At 67.3% G+C, this 15514-nt stretch carries 11 protein-coding genes, 2 tRNA genes and 2 rRNA genes; 6 read left to right on the top strand and 9 right to left on the bottom strand.

What is annotated here, in order from left to right; all coding sequences use genetic code 11:
- The first annotated feature begins 7 nt into the window (after positions 1-7).
- Genes OS889_RS02430 through OS889_RS02415 form a run of 4 tightly spaced genes read left to right on the top strand, consistent with a single transcriptional unit; the run spans position 8 to position 4930 of the window.
- Positions 8-1063, top strand: coding sequence for a FecCD family ABC transporter permease (locus OS889_RS02430; RefSeq protein WP_372391524.1), 1056 nt, complete (start codon positions 8-10; stop codon positions 1061-1063).
- Complete coding sequence (locus OS889_RS02425; RefSeq protein WP_372386949.1) at positions 1063-2082, top strand: ABC transporter ATP-binding protein; 1020 nt, start codon at positions 1063-1065, stop codon at positions 2080-2082. Before OS889_RS02430 ends, OS889_RS02425 begins: the two co-directional genes overlap by 1 nt.
- 50 nt (positions 2083-2132) lie before the next feature.
- The gene (locus tag OS889_RS02420; RefSeq protein WP_372386948.1) at positions 2133-4610 is read left to right on the top strand and encodes a DUF5059 domain-containing protein; all 2478 of its coding nucleotides are present in this window, start codon (positions 2133-2135) and stop codon (positions 4608-4610) included.
- 29 nt (positions 4611-4639) lie between these two features.
- On the top strand, positions 4640-4930 hold the full coding sequence (locus OS889_RS02415; protein WP_372386946.1) for a DUF7552 domain-containing protein: 291 nt from the start codon (positions 4640-4642) through the stop codon (positions 4928-4930).
- 67 nt (positions 4931-4997) lie between these two features.
- Here OS889_RS02415 and OS889_RS02410 read toward each other — a convergent pair whose 3' ends face one another.
- Positions 4998-5798: a DUF7260 family protein gene (locus OS889_RS02410; RefSeq protein WP_372386945.1), complete on the bottom strand. Its 801-nt coding sequence runs from the start codon at positions 5796-5798 to the stop codon at positions 4998-5000.
- Positions 5799-5933: 135 nt separating this feature from the next.
- Here OS889_RS02410 and OS889_RS02405 point away from each other — a divergent pair, with 135 nt between their 5' ends.
- Entirely contained in the window at positions 5934-6977 is a 1044-nt protein-coding gene (locus OS889_RS02405) for a zinc-dependent alcohol dehydrogenase family protein (RefSeq protein ID WP_372386943.1), read from the top strand.
- 16 nt (positions 6978-6993) lie between these two features.
- On the opposite strand, the gene OS889_RS02400 is transcribed toward OS889_RS02405, so the two are convergent.
- The 3 genes from OS889_RS02400 to OS889_RS02390 form a co-directional block, all read right to left on the bottom strand.
- Positions 6994-7608 carry a VOC family protein gene (locus OS889_RS02400; RefSeq protein ID WP_372386941.1) on the bottom strand — a complete coding sequence of 205 codons (615 nt, stop codon included), beginning with the start codon at positions 7606-7608 and terminating at the stop codon, positions 6994-6996.
- 73 nt (positions 7609-7681) lie between these two features.
- Positions 7682-7840, bottom strand: coding sequence for an HVO_2142 family zinc finger protein (locus tag OS889_RS02395; RefSeq protein ID WP_372386939.1), 159 nt, complete (start codon positions 7838-7840; stop codon positions 7682-7684).
- Positions 7841-7958: 118 nt separating this feature from the next.
- Positions 7959-8807 carry a DUF8231 family protein gene (locus tag OS889_RS02390; protein ID WP_372386937.1) on the bottom strand — a complete coding sequence of 283 codons (849 nt, stop codon included), beginning with the start codon at positions 8805-8807 and terminating at the stop codon, positions 7959-7961.
- 179 nt (positions 8808-8986) lie between these two features.
- Here OS889_RS02390 and OS889_RS02385 point away from each other — a divergent pair, with 179 nt between their 5' ends.
- Positions 8987-10312, top strand: a complete 1326-nt coding sequence (locus OS889_RS02385; RefSeq protein ID WP_372386936.1) for a CoA-binding protein — start codon at positions 8987-8989, stop codon at positions 10310-10312.
- Positions 10313-10369: 57 nt separating this feature from the next.
- On the opposite strand, the gene OS889_RS02380 is transcribed toward OS889_RS02385, so the two are convergent.
- The 5 genes from OS889_RS02380 to OS889_RS02360 all read right to left on the bottom strand — a co-directional run bounded on the left by OS889_RS02380 (position 10370) and on the right by OS889_RS02360 (position 15446).
- A complete protein-coding gene (locus tag OS889_RS02380; RefSeq protein WP_372386935.1) occupies positions 10370-11416 on the bottom strand; it encodes a Cdc6/Cdc18 family protein in 1047 nt (348 codons plus the stop codon).
- A 111-nt stretch (positions 11417-11527) separates the two neighbouring features.
- Positions 11528-11603: transfer RNA gene (locus OS889_RS02375), tRNA-Cys, on the bottom strand.
- Between the two features lie 175 nt (positions 11604-11778).
- A 5S ribosomal RNA gene (rrf, locus tag OS889_RS02370) occupies positions 11779-11900 on the bottom strand.
- 211 nt (positions 11901-12111) lie between these two features.
- Positions 12112-15025, bottom strand: a 23S ribosomal RNA gene (locus tag OS889_RS02365).
- Positions 15026-15374: 349 nt separating this feature from the next.
- Positions 15375-15446 (bottom strand) — tRNA-Ala (locus OS889_RS02360).
- Positions 15447-15514: the final 68 nt, after the last annotated feature.

Below are 15514 nucleotides of genomic sequence, written 5' to 3'. Positions count from 1 at the left end.
CGGCGCCCTGCTGAGTCTCTGTGTCGCGAGCGTGGCGGTCGTCGCCGCGGGCGGCCTGATCCAGGTGAGCTTCGGCTCCTACTCGATGTCCGCGCTCCAGGCGTGGCACGCCGTGTTCAACCCCGAGGTGCTCTTCGAGCCGCGGGCGTGGGAGGCGTTCGTCTTCGGCGCCGAGCTCCCGGAGATGAACCGCCGGAGCCTCATCGTCTGGAACATCCGCCTGCCGCGGGTGTTCGTCGCCGTCCTCGTGGGGATGAACCTCGCGGTCTCCGGGGCGATCTTCCAGGCCGTCACGCGGAACGAGCTGGCGAGCCCGTTCATCCTCGGGGTCTCCTCGGGCGCCGGGCTGGCGATCCTGCTCACGCTCGTGGTGTTCTCGGGGCTCTCGACGGTCCTGCCGCTCGTCGCGGCGGCCGGCGGGGCCCTCGCCTTCCTCGTCGTCTACGCGATCGCCTGGAAGAACGGGACCTCGCCCGTCAGGCTCGTGCTGGCCGGCGTGATCGTCGGCACCGTCTTCCAGTCGCTCCAGACGGGGCTGTTCTTCTTCGCGAGCGACATCGGCGTCGTCCAGTCCGCGATCGCGTGGACCACGGGCTCGCTGACCGGCACCGACTGGGCCCAGGTCCGGATGGCGCTCCCGTGGACGATCCTCGCCACGGTGCTCGCGCTCGGGAGCGCGCGGCAGCTGAACGTCCTGCTCCTCGGCGAGAGCACCGCGAAGTCCCTCGGGATGTCCGTCGAGCGGGTCCGCTTTGCGCTCTCGGGGATCGCGGTGCTGGCGGCCGCCGCGAGCATCGCCGTCGCCGGGATCGTCGGCTTCGTCGGGCTGATCGTGCCGCACCTGGTCCGCAACGTCGTCGGCAGCGAGTACCGGAAGCTGATCGTCGGCTGTCTCTTCGCCGGGCCCGCGCTGATGGTCGCCGCCGACGTCGGCGCGCGGCTCGGCCTGGAAGTGCTCGTCGGGTCCTCGACGCAGGTGCCCGTCGGCATCGTGACGGGACTCGTCGGCGGACCGTACTTCCTCTACCTGATGCAGCGCCAGGACGCGCTGGGTGAGATCTGATGCGGAAGACGCTCGATCGACTGACGAACGGGACGGACGAGACGGCGAAAGACGGATCGGCCTCCGAGAGCGAGGCAGCGGCCGACGGCGACGCGACCGAGCCCGCCGGGAGCGACCCGTCGGCTGACAGCAGCCGCGACGACGACGGTGGCGGCGACAGTGGAACAGGGGTAAACGAGAGCGACCGCGACCCCGACGCCGCCGAATCGACCGGTCGCCGCCCGGCCGTCGAACTGCGCGGCGAGGGCCTCGCGATCGGCTACCCCACGACCGACGAGCCGGTCGTCGAGTGCGAGACCGTCCTCCTGCCCGCGGGCGAGGTGACGGCGCTCGTCGGCCCAAACGGCAGCGGCAAGAGCACGCTCTTGAAGACGATGGCCGACCAGCTCGCCCCCGAGGCGGGGCAGGTCCGGATCGACGGCGAGGCGGTGCAGACCCTCGATTCGAAGGAGCTCGCTCGGCGGCTCGGCCTCCTCTCCCAGGAGCACGACTCGCCGGCGAGCCTCACCGTCGAGGAGCTCGCGTACCACGGCCGGTACCCCCACCGCGGCTTCTTCGAGTCCGTCAACGACGACGACCGCCGGGCCGTCGAGCGCGCGATCGACCTGGCGGGCGTCGACCACCTCCGCGACAAGGAGATGAAGAACCTCAGCGGCGGGCAGAAACAGCTCGCGTGGATCGCGATGGTGCTGGCCCAGGAGACGGACGTCCTCCTCTTAGACGAGCCGACGACGTACCTCGATCTCCACCACCAGCTCCGGGTGATGGAGGTGATCCGGACGCTCAACCGCGAGCAGGGCGTCACCGTCGGCGTCGTGCTCCACGACATCGGCCAGGCCGCGCGCTTCGCGGACAACCTCGTGGCGATGAAGGACGGCGAGCCCTACGACTGGGGGCCGCCGCGCGAGGTCGTCACCGAGGAGCTCCTCTCGGAGGTGTTCCGCGTCGACGCCAGCGTCGACAGCGAGGCGTCGACCGGCCCGCACATCGCCCCGCACCGCGCGCTCGACGAGGATTAGGTCGGCCTAAAATTCGAAGCGACTAAGTTGTTTTAGGCTAGCCTAAAAATATGGCTCCACGAAGACGCGATCTGTTGTCGGCCGGCGCGGCCGCGCTGGCCACGTTCGGCCTCGCAGGGTGCAACAGCCGAGAGACGAACGGGGCGGGAACGGAAGCCGCATCCGAGACCGGGAGCGCTGACGCGACATCGACGTCGGCGTCGAGTCCGGCGGGGATCACCGCGCACGCCGCCGTCGCCGCGGAGTGGAACGCCTACCGCGCCCGGGTGTGGGACGCGCTCGCGCTCGGCGTCGCCGGCGAGCCCGGGTCGGGCGCGCGGGTCGTCCAGAACACCTTCGCCCGGTTCGAGGGGGCCTCGGGCGCCTACGGCGCTCACGAGGTGCTCGAATCGACGGGCGAGGAGAACTACGAGGGCTTCGAGGGTGCGCTCGGCGCGCTGCGCACCGAGGGGCTCGCCGCGGGCGACCTCGAACGCGCCCGCGAGGCGGCCGCGAACGCCGACGCCGCGCTCTCGGCGGCCCAGCGGACGGTCGTCGACGGCGCCACCGCCGACGCGCTCGACCTCCAGTTGCTCGGCGTCACTGCCCGGAACGCCGCGGTGGCCGCGACGGTCGGCGAGACCGCCGCCGCCGGGGACGTCGCGGAGGCGGTCCGGAACCGCTTCGAGGCCGCGTCGGTCTCGGACGCCCTGGAATCCGCCGCGGACGACGCGTACGACCGCTTCGAGAGCGCTCTCGACGGGGTCGTTTCGGCGGCCGAGGATGGCGACGCCGAGGGGGTCCGCACGGAGGCGAAGGCCGCGTTCACGGCTGCCGTCGACGGGAGCTACGCCGTGGCCCCGAGCGAGACCCACGCCGGAACGGGCCACCTCGCCGCGCTCCAGGCGCGCGGCTGGGACGCCGCCGCGCTGGCCGGCGCCGGCGGTCCTTCGACGAACTACGCCCACGCCGCGGGCCTGACGATCTACCGGGCGCGCGTCCACGACGCCCGGTGGCTCGCGGCGGTCGGCGAGGTCGAGCGGGCGGCGACGATGGTCCAGGACGTCTTCGCGCACTTCGAGGGCGCGCGGGCCCACGAGGCCCTGGAGGAGGCCGACGGCGAGGCCTACGAGGGCTTCGAGTCCGGGCTCTCGTCGCTCCAGTCCGCGATCGAGTCCGGCGACAGCGAGGGCGCCGACGAGGCGCTCGCGACGGTCGACTCAAACCTCGTGGCTGGGATCGAGGCGCTCGCGGGCTCGAACGCGCCGCTGCTGGAAGCGGCGTTCTTCCGGGCGCGGTTCGCCGACGCCCGCGAGCGCTACCGCCGCGGCGAGGGCGACGTCGCCGCGTCCGCGGCCGAGGACCTCTTCTCGCGCTTCGAGGAGAACGAACTCGACGTCCACGAGACGGTGGAGTCGACGAGCGAGGAGCTGTACGCGAGCTTCGAGGAGGAGCACCTCAGCGGCCTCATCGACGCGTTCGGCGCCGGCGACGACGACGCCGTCGCGACCCACTACGAGGGCGTGCAGTCGACGCTCCTGGAGTTCGCGACCGCGGCCGGCTCGACGCCGACGGTGAGCGGCGCCGAGGCGGCGTACCTGGCCGCGCGCGGCTTCGACGCGTCGGCCGTGGACGCCCTCGGCGACGACGCGCGAGCCCGGGCCGTCGGCCAAGAGGCCTTCCAGCACTTCGAGGCCGGCGCGGGCGGCTACCACGAGGCCCTGGAGGCGGCCGACGAGTCGCGCTACGAGTCCTTCGAGGCCGCGCTGTCGGCGCTCATCGACGCCGCCGGCAACGGCGAAGATGTCTACGCGCCCGCGACGACGTTCAACGCCGAGGCCGTCGCCTCGGCGTACGCCATCGTCGGCAGCGGCGGCGGCTCGAACGCGGACGCCGCGGGGCGCGTGATGCAGGACGCCTTCGCGCACTTCGAGGAGGCGCGCGTCCACGAGCTCATCGAGGAGGCCGACCACAACGCCTACGAGACGTTCGAGAGGCGGCTCGACGCCTACCTCACGGCGCTCGACGAGGGCGGCGACGTCGCGGTGGCCGCCGGCTCGTTCGCCGACGCCGCCCAGTACGGGCAGTTCGCGCTCGTCGACGCCGTCGAGGACGTCCCGCTCGATCTCGACCTCTCCGGCGGCGGGTCGGAATCGGGCGAGAGCGGCGGCGACTCGTCGCTCCAGGGCGGACCGAACGTCGTCGAGGGCGTCCCCGAGGACGCCGACCACGTCGTGGATATGCAGGCGGTCGCCTTCGAGCCGGCCGAACTCACCGTCTCGCAGGGCGACAAAGTGGCGTGGGCCCACAGCGCCGGCGAACCCCACTCGGTGACGGCCTACGAGGAGGACCTGCCCGACGGCGCGACCTACTGGGCTTCGGGCGGCTTCGAGTCGCAGTCGGCCGCCGAGTCCGGCTGGGAGGAGGGCCGGGGCGCCGTCCAGTCGGGCCAGTCGTACGTCCGCACCTTCGAGACCACCGGGAGCCACGAGTACTACTGCATCCCCCACGAGGCCGCCGGGATGACCGGGACGGTCGTGGTCGAGTAGCCCGTTCTCTACTCCACTCCACTCGCACGATGACACCCCCTTCGCTCACGGCACTCAGCGACCAGATCGACGCCCTCGCGAGCGACCGCGGCGACTACGTCGTCGTCTGCGGGCGGACCGGCGAGCGGCCGGTGCCGATCGACGGCCGGCGCTTCGCGAGTCGGACGCGGGCCGAACGCGCCGCCCGGGCCGCCGAGCGGTATCGGGCGACCCTCCGGCGCTACGACCGCCACCTCCCGTTCTACGACCTGATCGTCCAGGAGGAGCGGTGGCCCGCGGCCGACGCGACGGGCAGTCGGGTCGACGAACCGACGCCGTGACTCGGTAAGCAAAAATTTCGATTCGCAATCGGTCACCCGACGGCGTCAGACCGAACGGCGCGTCGAGTCAGCGGCCCGAGGTCTCGTCGTCGAGGGCCTCGTCGAAGCGATCCCGACGACGCTGGCACTCGCGGACGCCCCGGAGGAGCGCGTCGAGGGCGGGATAGGTCGTCTCGCGGTCGCCGAAGAGGTACTCGACGACCGTGTCGTGGCCGATCCCGGCCTTCACCTCGCTCGCGGTCACCGAATCCAGCGTCGACTGGCGCGCCTCGATCGCCGCTTCGAGGTCGGCTTCGAGGGACTCGATCCGCCGGCGGCGCTTCCACAGCGTCTCGTCGTCCGCGAGGATCACCGTCGCGGCGTCCGCCGCCGGCAGCGACCCCCGGACCGACTTCAGCGTCTCGACGGCGTCGTCGAGGGAGGCGCGCTCGCGGTCCAGCGTCCGCAGCATCACGTCGCTCTCGGCGAGCCGCTGTTCGACGTGGGTGAGGATGGCGCGCTGGAGGGGCTCGGTGAAGCGGTTGCCGCCGCCCTCGCTGGCGAGCGCGATCGCGACCTCCGCGCTCAGTTCGCTGGCGAGCGCGGTGCGGACGTCGGCGGCCGCCTCGCCGTCGACGTGCGGGGCGACCTGCTCTTCGAAGGCCGAGCGGACCCGGCGGCACCGGTCGTCGGTCGTCGCGGCCGCGGCCGTCGCCTCGCCGGCCGAGAGCGCGCGCTCGGCGCCCCCGACCGAGACGGGGTCGGTCTCGACGACGACCCGGCGGAACTGCTCGAACCCGCGGCGCTGCTTCTCTGTCGCGCGGTGCTCGTCGCGGACGCGTCGCCGCGCGGCGGTCAGGTCCTCGACGGCGGCGGCGATGTCGGGCATAGTTTAGGTATACCTAAACTATCGTATAACCGTTTCGGCCCGGATCCGGACGCGGCGGCTCGCGAGTCGCCGAGCGGCACCGGCGAACGGCACCCCCTTCCCGGGCTTTTTGCGCCGGGCGGACCGAGCCCCGGTATGCGCGCAGCAGTGTATCACGGCCCCCGCGACGTCCGGGTCGAGGACGTGCCCGAACCGGAACTCGACGAGCCGACCGACGCCGTCGTCCGCGTGACCCACACGGCGGTCTGCGGGTCGGACCTGTGGTTCTACCGCGGCGACAGCGACCGCGAGACGGGATCCCTGATCGGTCACGAGCCGATGGGGATCGTCGAGGCCGTCGGCGACGACGTCCGCTCGGTCGAGCCGGGCGACCGCGTCTTCGCGCCGTTCAAGGCGAGCTGCGGCACCTGTGAGTTCTGTCGGAAGGGCCTGCATACCTCCTGTGTCAACGGCGACGGCTGGGGCGGCGACAACGGCGGCGCGCAGGGCGAGAAGATCCGCTGTCCCCACGCCGACGGGACGCTCGTCCGCGTACCGGACCGCTACGCCGACGACGAGGACGCGCTCCGCTCGCTGTTACCCCTCACGGACGTGATGGGGACGGGCCACCACGCGGTCGTCAGCGCCGGCGTCGAGGCGGGCGACACCTGCGTCGTCGTCGGCGACGGCGCCGTCGGGCTGTGTGCGGTGCTCGCGGCGCGCCGCCTGGGCGCCGAGCGGATCGTCGCCGTCGGCCACCACGAGGACCGGCTCGCGCTCGCCGAGGAGTTCGGCGCCACGGACGTCGTCGGAGAGCGCGGCGAGGCCGCGACAGAGCGCGTCCTGGAGCTGACGAACGGCGGCGCGAACCACGTCGCCGAGTGCGTCGGCGCCGCCTCCTCGATGGAGACCGCCGTCGAGGTCTGCCGGCCGGGCGGCACCGTCGGCTACGTGGGCGTCCCCCACGGCCTCGACGGCGGCCTCGATCTGTTCTCGTTCTTCGGCGACAATATCGGCCTCCGGGGCGGCGTCGCGCCCGTCCGCGCGTACGCGGAGGACCTGATGGCCGACGTCCTCCAAGGCACGCTCGATCCCGCGCCGATCTTCACGAAGACCGTCGACCTGGAGAACGTCGCCGAGGGCTACCGCGCGATGGACGAGCGCGAGGCGATCAAGGTGCTCGTCGAGGTCGGCGAGTGAGCGATCGGGCCCGTTCTCACTCGACGCCGCCGACGCCCGAGGCCGCGTCGGGGAGGTCGTAGGCGGTCGCGTCGAGGCCGAGTTCCTCCAGGGCGGCCTTCATGTGCTCGTCCTGCGCGTAGTCGGCGCCGTCTTCGACGCGGAGCTCTTGAGCCTTCGCGAGCACCTCGCCGCGGCGGTCGTCGGGGATGTCGTACTTGTCGGTCGACAGTTCGATCACGAGGCCGTTGTTGTCGTGGGTGTAGAGCGAAAAGAAGATCCCGCGGTCGAAGACGTTGTACTGACGGTTGTGGTCGTCGAGCGCCTGCGCGACGTCCTCGAAGTCCTCGGGGGCGACGCTGAAACAGAGGTGGTGGACCGAGCCGGTGCCGCCGCGCTGGGGGCCGCGGTTGGAGGCGCGGTCGCCGACGAACACCGTCAGGATGCGGCCGTCGCCGGTATCGAAGAAGAGGTGGGTCTGCGAGGGGTCGTCGAGGTTGGGCTGGCGGAGGACGAGCGGCATCCCCAGGAGGTCGCGGTAGAACGCGACGGTGTCTTCCTCGTTGCTCCCCCAGATCGTGATGTGGTCGGTCCCGGTCGTGTGGATCGGGCTGTCGGGCCGGTCTGCGGTGACTGGCGTCTCGTCGCTCATACGCACCGTAACACCGCCACGGCCTTAAGTATCGAAGTGACACCGGTGTCACCGGTGCCGAGTCCGACGACGATTAGTCGGCCGCCTCGCCGACGAAGGTGTCCCGCCGATAGCGACACTGCTCGCAGAAGAACTGTGCGTAGCCCGCGGGCTGGACGCCGCTGAACGCCATCTCCTCGCCGCAGTCGGGGCACCACTCCGAATCGACGCCGGACGGCCGCTGAATCGACATACCGGCGTGGAACACAGCCGCACACATCATTCTACCGATTTATGATCATTGTTAGGGAACGACGTCGGACGGGAGAACGTCGGCCTGGCGGCGAATGGCCGGAAAACGAGAGCGCGGGTCAGTACCGCGACGGAAGGTACGCGAAGCCGGCGAGGAAGACCACGGTGAGGAAGGAGATGATGCTGACGCCCCAGAGGCCGTTCTTGTGGAGCGTGAACTGATCGATCTCGGCGTTCTGCTGGCGGTAGCTCTCGAAGTTCTGGGTGAGCTGGAGCGTCGAGTCGTCGGCGAAGTGCGCGAGGTACGTCTCGCCGCTGAGCGTCACGTTCGCGTCGTTGCCGACCGAGATGCTGTTCGTCCGGGGGGCGTTCCACGCCAGCGTGACGCCGCTCGTCGTCACGGCGTCGACAGACGTGGCGTTGCCCTCGTACTGGACGGTGTCGCCCTCGGCGTAGCTCCGCGTCTCCGGCTCGGGGAAGTACTCGGCGGCCGGGACGAGTTCGCTCTCGTTGAGCACGACGTACTGGGTGCCGTTCTGGGTCACCAGCTCGCTGCTGGCGTCTGGGTCCTCGGCGAGGATGGCGGACTCGTTGATGTCCTCACGCAGCGTGAACTCTGTCGGGTCCGAGGCGTTCTCGACGAGCACGCGCCACTGCTGGCCGTCGAACTCCTGGGTCGTGTTGTTCTCCCAGGCCACGGTGTAGCGCGCGGACTCGTTGGTGTACTGGAGTTCGCCCTCGATCACGGTCGTGGCCGCGGTGCCGTGGCCGCCGCCCTGTTCGGACGATGAGATCGACGAGACCGTGTAGGTCTGTCCGCCGACCTGGAACTGGTCGCCCTGTGCGAGTTCGTACTCCGGATTCTCGAACTCGACGTGCGGCGCCTGCGCCGTCGCGATGAGCGAGTACGAGGCCGCCCCGATGACGATGAAGAGTGCGGCGTAGATCGCCGCGGCGCGTCGTTGCATATCTCCGGATTTGGCCACGTGGCGTATAACGGTTACCGTTTTCGCGAACCACGAGGTCCGGTGACGGCGCCGGTACGGCCGGTACGCGGCGGCCGACACCGCGATTCGGATTCGAGAGCACTGGCGCAGACAGCGGCCGACATCGAAGTATATATGCTTTCTTGTCCGACCAACTTCGTATGGGAATCTCGGACCTGTTCGATCCGGAGAGCATCGCGGTCATCGGCGCGTCGGCGACGCCGGGCAAACTGGGCAACGACGCGATGGCGAACGCGAAGGAGTTCGACGGGCCCGTCTATCCGGTCAATCCGTCGGGCGACGGCGAGGTCTACGGCTACGAGTTCGTCGACTCGGTGGCCGACACCGACGCCGACCTCGCGCTCTGCTGTGTCCCGGCCCCGGCCACGCCGGGCGTCATCGAAGACTGCGCGGAGGCCGGCGTCGGCGCCGCGGTCATCTTCGCCGGCGGATTCGCCGAGGCCGGCGAGGAGGGCCAGGAGCGACAAGAGCAGATCCGACAGACCGCCGAGGAACACGACCTCGCGGTACTGGGCCCGAACACGGCCGGCCACATCATCCCGCACAGGAACATCTACAGTTCGTTCGTCCCCGGCTTCGACGAGATCGAGCGGGGCGACGTCGCCGTCGTCGCACAGAGCGGCGGGATCGGCGTGACGGCGACCTTCCAGTTGGAACGCGAGGGGTACGGCATCTCAGGGATGTACGGGCTGGGCAACCGCGTGAACACGGACTTCGCGGACGTCATCCCGATGCTCGACGAGGACCCACAGACGAAGGCGATCGGCCTCCACATCGAGGGGACCACCGAGATCGACGCGTTCGAGGAGGTCGTCGCCGACGCGAGCACCCCGATCGTCGCTCTCAAGTCGGGCAACCGGATGCACGACTTCGTCGAGGCGCACACGGCCGCGCCGAACCAATCCTACGAGCGCTACGAGGAGATCCTTACCGATAACGGCGGCGTGATGGCCGACTCGGTGACGGAGCTCCTCGATGCGAGCCGCGTCCTCGCGAAGTCGCCCACGCCGGACGGTCCGAACGTCGGGCTCGTCACCGCACAGGCCGGACCCGGGATTATGATGTCGGACTATCTTGCAGAGCGCGGCGCGACCTTCCCCGACCTCACCGCCGAGACCCGCGAGCGCCTCGACGACCTGCTTTTGGGCTTCACCTACGACGAGAACCCCGTGGACACGGGCCGGCCGATGCCCCAGTTCGGCGAGGTCATCGACGCCGTGGCCCGCGACGACAACGTCGACATCGTCTCGGTCTACGAGATCTTCGAGCACTCGCTGGGCTATCCGATCGAGGAGCTCGAAGCGCTCGCCGAGGAGGTCGACAAGCCGATCGTCTTCACCGTCGCCGGCCCCTACGAGCCCCTCGAACCCGATCGGAAGCGGATGGAAGACCTCGGAATTCCGACGTTCGACGCCCCGGAGCGCGGCGCGTTCGCGACGTCGGTACTCGTCGATCAGGGCCGCTGAGGTCCGTCGCCGTCGGGACGAACGCGGCTCTTCGGTAGTTCTTCGCTGCTCTGCCCCTCACTCCCGGTCCTTCGCGGGGAGTGGCAGCCCCGTCGAAATCGACTCGTCGCTCACGCGGTAGGTCCGATCGTCCCTGTCGATCAGGTCGTAGGCTTCGAGCCGCCGGAGTGCCATCCGTCGGCCGCGGGTGTCGATCGGATCGAGGCCCGTCCCGCGATACACCGCGTCGGCGACGTCGGCGTAGCGCGCGTCCAGTTCGCTCTCTGTGATCTCGCCGGCCTCGCGGATCACCGCGTAGACGAGGCGGTGGTGTACCGGCAGGGAGCGGAGGTTCAGATTCCGGATGCGGGCGCGAGCGCGAGCGAAGGCATCGTCGATGTCCGCATCCCGGATCTCCCGGTGCTCGCGTTCGTCGGCGAGCGCGGCCGCGGCCCGCAACGATTGGATGCCGTGGCGCGCGATACCGGCGACCGCGTCGGCGACGTACGCCAGTTGCCGGTCGGTGACGGGGTCGCCGGCCAGCCCCCTGTCGGCGCGGGCGCGGAGGATCGCGACGAGTTCGTCGACGCGGTAGCGATCGAGGCCGACCGAGACGTCGATCCGGCGCCGAACGCCCCCGCTGAGGCGGCCGAGCCAGCGGTTCTCCCGTCGGACGATGCCGACGATCGACAGTCGGTCGACCGCCAGCAGGTGGTCCAGCGCGTCGGTCGACGACAGCCCCTCCGCCTCGTCGAGGACGAGAACGATCGGTCGATCGACCTGTTTGCGAAGCTTCCACCGGAGGTCCTGGACGGTCGCACTCCGGGACGGATTGGCGTGTCCCGGAGCGGCCGCGATCACCCGTCGGAGGATCGACTCGGTCGTCGCGCCGAGGGCGCCGACCAGCACGACCGACACGCCCGCGTGCCGCTCCAGGCGACGGATGACGTGCCGGGCGAGGGCGGTCTTCCCGACGCCCCGGGGCCCGTGAACGACGGCGCTCTGGGCCTCCCGGCCGGCGGTCGCAGGATCGAATGCCCGCGAGAGGGCTTCGACGGCGCCGTCTCGGTGTTGCAACTTGTCGGGCGGCCACGCGTCGTCGAAGACCCGCGGGCGGACGATCATCGGTGCTGTCGAAACGTGTGAGTACGGACACTTAAACAGTCGGCGTGGGTCGAGTTACCGGAAAGCGCGCCTGTGCCGTTTCCAGTTAGGCGTATCCACAGACAAAAGACAAGCCAAGGGCCGGATTTGAACCGGCGATGATCCGCTCTGCAGGCGGACGCGTTCGGCCAGACTCTGCCACCTTGGCGCAGTATTCTCTATTCCGTTTCGTCGTTTAAGCCTAGCGGTCCGACGCAGCACCGTGGGCGTGGGATCGACGGGAAGAGCCGCGGCTATGGGATGGTGATGATCGAGGGTTGAGAGCGTCCCGCTCGTTTGGGCGAGCGTGTCGCTCTCGGTGTGTGATGAGTGTAGTATGAGTGGTGAGGCGGCGAGTCAGTGTTCCCAGAGGATCGCTCACTCCAGTACTTGCTGACACGCTGGCAGGCTTAACTTCCGTGTTCGGGATGGGTACGGGTGTTTCCCTGCCGCTCTGGCCGCCTTCAAGCCGACTGATGGAATCGAACCATCTTGAACTGCTCGGTATCGAACAGTTCGTCGACCACTGTCGGTGGCGTCTCGCTGATCGGTCCGATGGATTCGACCGTGTGTAGTGCGCGCAATCCAGTTACCGCCTGAACCCGCTCGCACGGTGGTTCGTGAGCGTCTCACGTACCAGTCGTGTTGCGGTTCTGTCTGACACTCAAGTCTCGATATGAGTGTGGCTTTGGACTGTTAGTGCTCGCGGGCTCACACCTCGTTGCCTCGGTGCGTACACCCCGAGTCTATCGAACTCGTCTTCTACGAGTGTCCTCGGTGGTACCTCTTTTTGAGGTGGGTTTCGAGCTTAGATGCGTTCAGCTCTTACCCCGTGGTGCGTGGCTGCTCGGCATCTGCCCTCTCGGACAACCGATACACCAGCGGCACCCAGTCGTAGTTCCTCTCGTACTATACGACCGTTCCTCGCAGGTACCAATACACCCCCAATAGATAGCAGCCGACCTGTCTCACGACGGTCTAAACCCAGCTCACGACCTCCTTTAATAGGCGAACAACCTCACCCTTGCCTGCTTCTGCACAGGCAGGATGGAGGGAACCGACATCGAGGTAGCAAGCCACCCGGTCGATATGTGCTCTTGCGGGTGACGACTCTGTTATCCCTAAGGTAGCTTTTCTGTCATCAACGGGCCCCATCCAGGAGCCTCGTTGGTTCGCTAGACCACGCTTTCGCGTCAGCGATCCTCGTTGGGAAGATCACTGTCAGACTTCCGTTTGCTCTTGCGCTCTTCTCCGGGTTTCCGACCCGGATGAGGAAATCTTTGGGCGCGCTCGATATCTTTTCGAGCGCGTACCGCCCCAGTCAAACTGCCCGGCTACCGGTGTCCTCCGCCAGGAGTGAGGGTCGCAGTCACTAACGGGTAGTATTTCAGGAGTGTCTCGGTGGCCCGCTAGCGCGGGTACCTGTGTAATGACTCCTACCTATCCTGCACGTTAGCGACCACGTCCCAGCGACAGCCTGCAGTAAAGCTCTATAGGGTCTTCGCTTCCCCTTGGGGGTCTCCAGACTCCGCACTGGAACGTACAGTTCACCGGGCCCAGCGTTGGGACAGTGACGCTCTCGTTGATCCATTCATGCAAGCCGCTACTGAAGCGGCAAGGTACTACGCTACCTTAAGAGGGTCATAGTTACCCCCGCCGTTGACGGGTCCTTCGTCCTCTTGTACGAGGTGTTCAGATACCCGCACTGGGCAGGATTCAGTGACCGTACGAGTCCTTGCGGATTTGCGGTCACCTATGTTGTTACTACACAGTCGGAGCGTCCGAGTCACTGCGACCTGCTCGATGAAAAGCAGGCATCCCTTCTTCCGAAGGTACGGGACTAACTTGCCGAATTCCCTAACGCCGGTTGGTCCCGACAGGCCTTGGCTTTCGCTGCCTGAGCACCTGTGTCGGATCTCGGTACGGTCACCGTGCGCCTTTTCACGGGCTCTCGGTACCAGCGACTTGCGCTGTCTCGCGATTCGATCGCTTCTTGCCGTTACGGCGTCCACGATCTTCCACGATTCGACGGGGCGAAGGCCCCGCTCGCTGTTTCCCAAAGCGTCGGCGTGATGCACGGTGGCACTGGAATATTAACCAGTTTGCCAATTGTCCTAGTCGAGTTACGGTAGGACTTAGGACCGGCTAACCCTCGGCTGAGTGGCAGTGCCGAGGAACCCTTGCTCGTTAGGCCGTCGGGGTTCGCACCCGACTCTCGCTGCTACTGTGACCAGGATTTTCGTTACTAATCGGTCCACGCGAGCTCTCGCCCGAGCTTCCGCCCGATCAGTACGCCAAGCCTACTAAGTCGCCCTGTGATGGGCGTTGCCAGGTCTCGGTGGTGGATTTGAGCCCCGATCATTTTGGGCGCCTCGAACCTCGGCCGGTAAGCTGTTACGCTTTTCTTAGAGGGTAGCTGCTTCTAAGCTCACCTCCCGGCTGTTTAGGGCTCGAGACCACCTTCGGTTGCACTTAATCCACACTTGGGGACCTTAACCCGGCTCTGGGTTGTCTCCCTCACGGACCACAGGCTTACCCCGCAGTCCGGATTCCCGACGTCTACGGCGTCTGCAAGTTCGGAGTTCGACAGGATGGCCGACTCCTCTCGGAGGCGGGTCATCCAATCGGTCGCTCTACCTCGCAGACTACCTCGGTCGAGGTCATGCTTCGACATGTTTCGGCTGGAACCAGCTGTTGCCGAGTTCGATGGGCCTTTCACCCCTACGCACGGGTCACGAGAGGGTATTGTAGGACACCAACTCTTGCAGGCCTCCACGCAGCTTTCGCCACGCTTCACCTTGCCCGCGCGTAGATCACTCGGTTTCGGGTAGCATCACTATGACTCCCCGCGCTTGAACACGGTGGCCCTGGCACAAAGTGCTGCGGCCATATCGGTTTCCCTGCGCCTGCCTGGATGATCCAGTTAGGCTTGCCATAGGGATGCACTCCCTGGGTCGTTTTTCAAAACGCACGACGTGACACCGGCTTCCTCAGGTTTCTACTGGTGGGTCGCCCCACGGTCGTTTTCTTGAGGACCTTTTGTGCCGCGTCGTTCTATCACTGACTGAGTTCAGGCCCTATTGCACCGCCCTGTTCGGGGTGCTTTTCAGCGTTCGCTCACGCTACTTGTTCGCTATCGGTCTCGAGGAGTGTTTAGTCTTCGCAGTTGATGCCTGCGATGTTCACGAGGAATATCCAATCCTCGCTACTCTGGAGCTGACCCAGAGACTCGCTCTCACGATACGGGGCTGTCACCCTGTATCGCACTCCGTTCCAGGAGATTTCTCGTGAGAGCGTGTCTCATTATGGTCAGTCCGAACACCACATTGCCCGTGAGGGCTTCGGTTTGGACTGTGTCGTGTTCACTCGCGGTTACTAGCGACATCGCGGTTGCTTTTTGTTCCTGCTCCTACTGAGATGTTTCAATTCGGAGCGTTCCCCATTGCGCGAGGCAATTGCGGTGGGGATTCCCATTCGGAGATCCCGAGTTCTTAGTCTCCGTGCGACTCCCTCGGGCTTTTCGCAGCTTGGCACGTCCGTCGTCGGCTCTCGAGCCGAGCCATCCACCAGCCAGTACAGTAGCCAACGGTATTGAGTGTCGTTGGAACCAGTCTCGCCTGGGTAGGCGAGACCGTCTGTTAGGTGCCTATCGTAGTGATAGGCGGTGTGTCTGTCTTCCGACAGACGGACTGTCCGTAGTGGACAGTATACTGGTACAGTGATCTGTGACGTCCACGAGCCGTTCGTGTGAACGGGTTCAGTGGGCGTCTGGATTGCGCGCGTACACACGGTCGTCATTGCACGTCCGGTGGCGGCCGGAGCGTGCGTCGAACCCTTCCCATCCGCGCTTTCACGGGATGGTGCATCAGTTCGTTGGGATCTCATCCTCGCGCTGTCTCCCACTTAAGGGATGTGTTTCGCGATGATGAGCGCCCAAGTATGGACCCGCTGGGATTTGAACCCAGGGCGTCCTCCTTGCAAAGGAGGTGCTCTACCGCTGAGCTACGGGCCCTGTTAGCCTTGGTGGTTCTAAGGTGCCTGTCCGGTCGATCTGGTACACGATCCACGCGATGAGTGAAA

This window comes from Halobellus sp. MBLA0158, assembly GCF_041477585.1.
GTDB classification, from domain to species: Archaea; Halobacteriota; Halobacteria; order Halobacteriales; family Haloferacaceae; genus Haloquadratum; species Haloquadratum rubicundus.
Note: the sequence above shows the minus strand (reverse complement) of the source record. Positions and strands in the feature narration are given on the sequence as shown.

Bases quoted from the DNA above. Each gene is read 5' to 3' on its own strand.
- OS889_RS02420 (WP_372386948.1), top strand. From the start codon at position 2,133: ATGGCTCCACGAAGACGCGATCTGTTGTCGGCCGGCGCGGCCGCGCTG.
- OS889_RS02395 (WP_372386939.1), bottom strand. From the start codon at position 7,840: ATGTCGATTCAGCGGCCGTCCGGCGTCGATTCGGAGTGGTGCCCCGAC.
- OS889_RS02410 (WP_372386945.1), bottom strand. From the start codon at position 5,798: ATGCCCGACATCGCCGCCGCCGTCGAGGACCTGACCGCCGCGCGGCGA.
- OS889_RS02425 (WP_372386949.1), top strand. From the start codon at position 1,063: ATGCGGAAGACGCTCGATCGACTGACGAACGGGACGGACGAGACGGCG.
- OS889_RS02380 (WP_372386935.1), bottom strand. From the start codon at position 11,416: ATGATCGTCCGCCCGCGGGTCTTCGACGACGCGTGGCCGCCCGACAAG.
- OS889_RS02385 (WP_372386936.1), top strand. From the start codon at position 8,987: ATGGGAATCTCGGACCTGTTCGATCCGGAGAGCATCGCGGTCATCGGC.
- OS889_RS02400 (WP_372386941.1), bottom strand. From the start codon at position 7,608: ATGAGCGACGAGACGCCAGTCACCGCAGACCGGCCCGACAGCCCGATC.
- OS889_RS02415 (WP_372386946.1), top strand. From the start codon at position 4,640: ATGACACCCCCTTCGCTCACGGCACTCAGCGACCAGATCGACGCCCTC.
- OS889_RS02390 (WP_372386937.1), bottom strand. From the start codon at position 8,807: ATGCAACGACGCGCCGCGGCGATCTACGCCGCACTCTTCATCGTCATC.
- OS889_RS02405 (WP_372386943.1), top strand. From the start codon at position 5,934: ATGCGCGCAGCAGTGTATCACGGCCCCCGCGACGTCCGGGTCGAGGAC.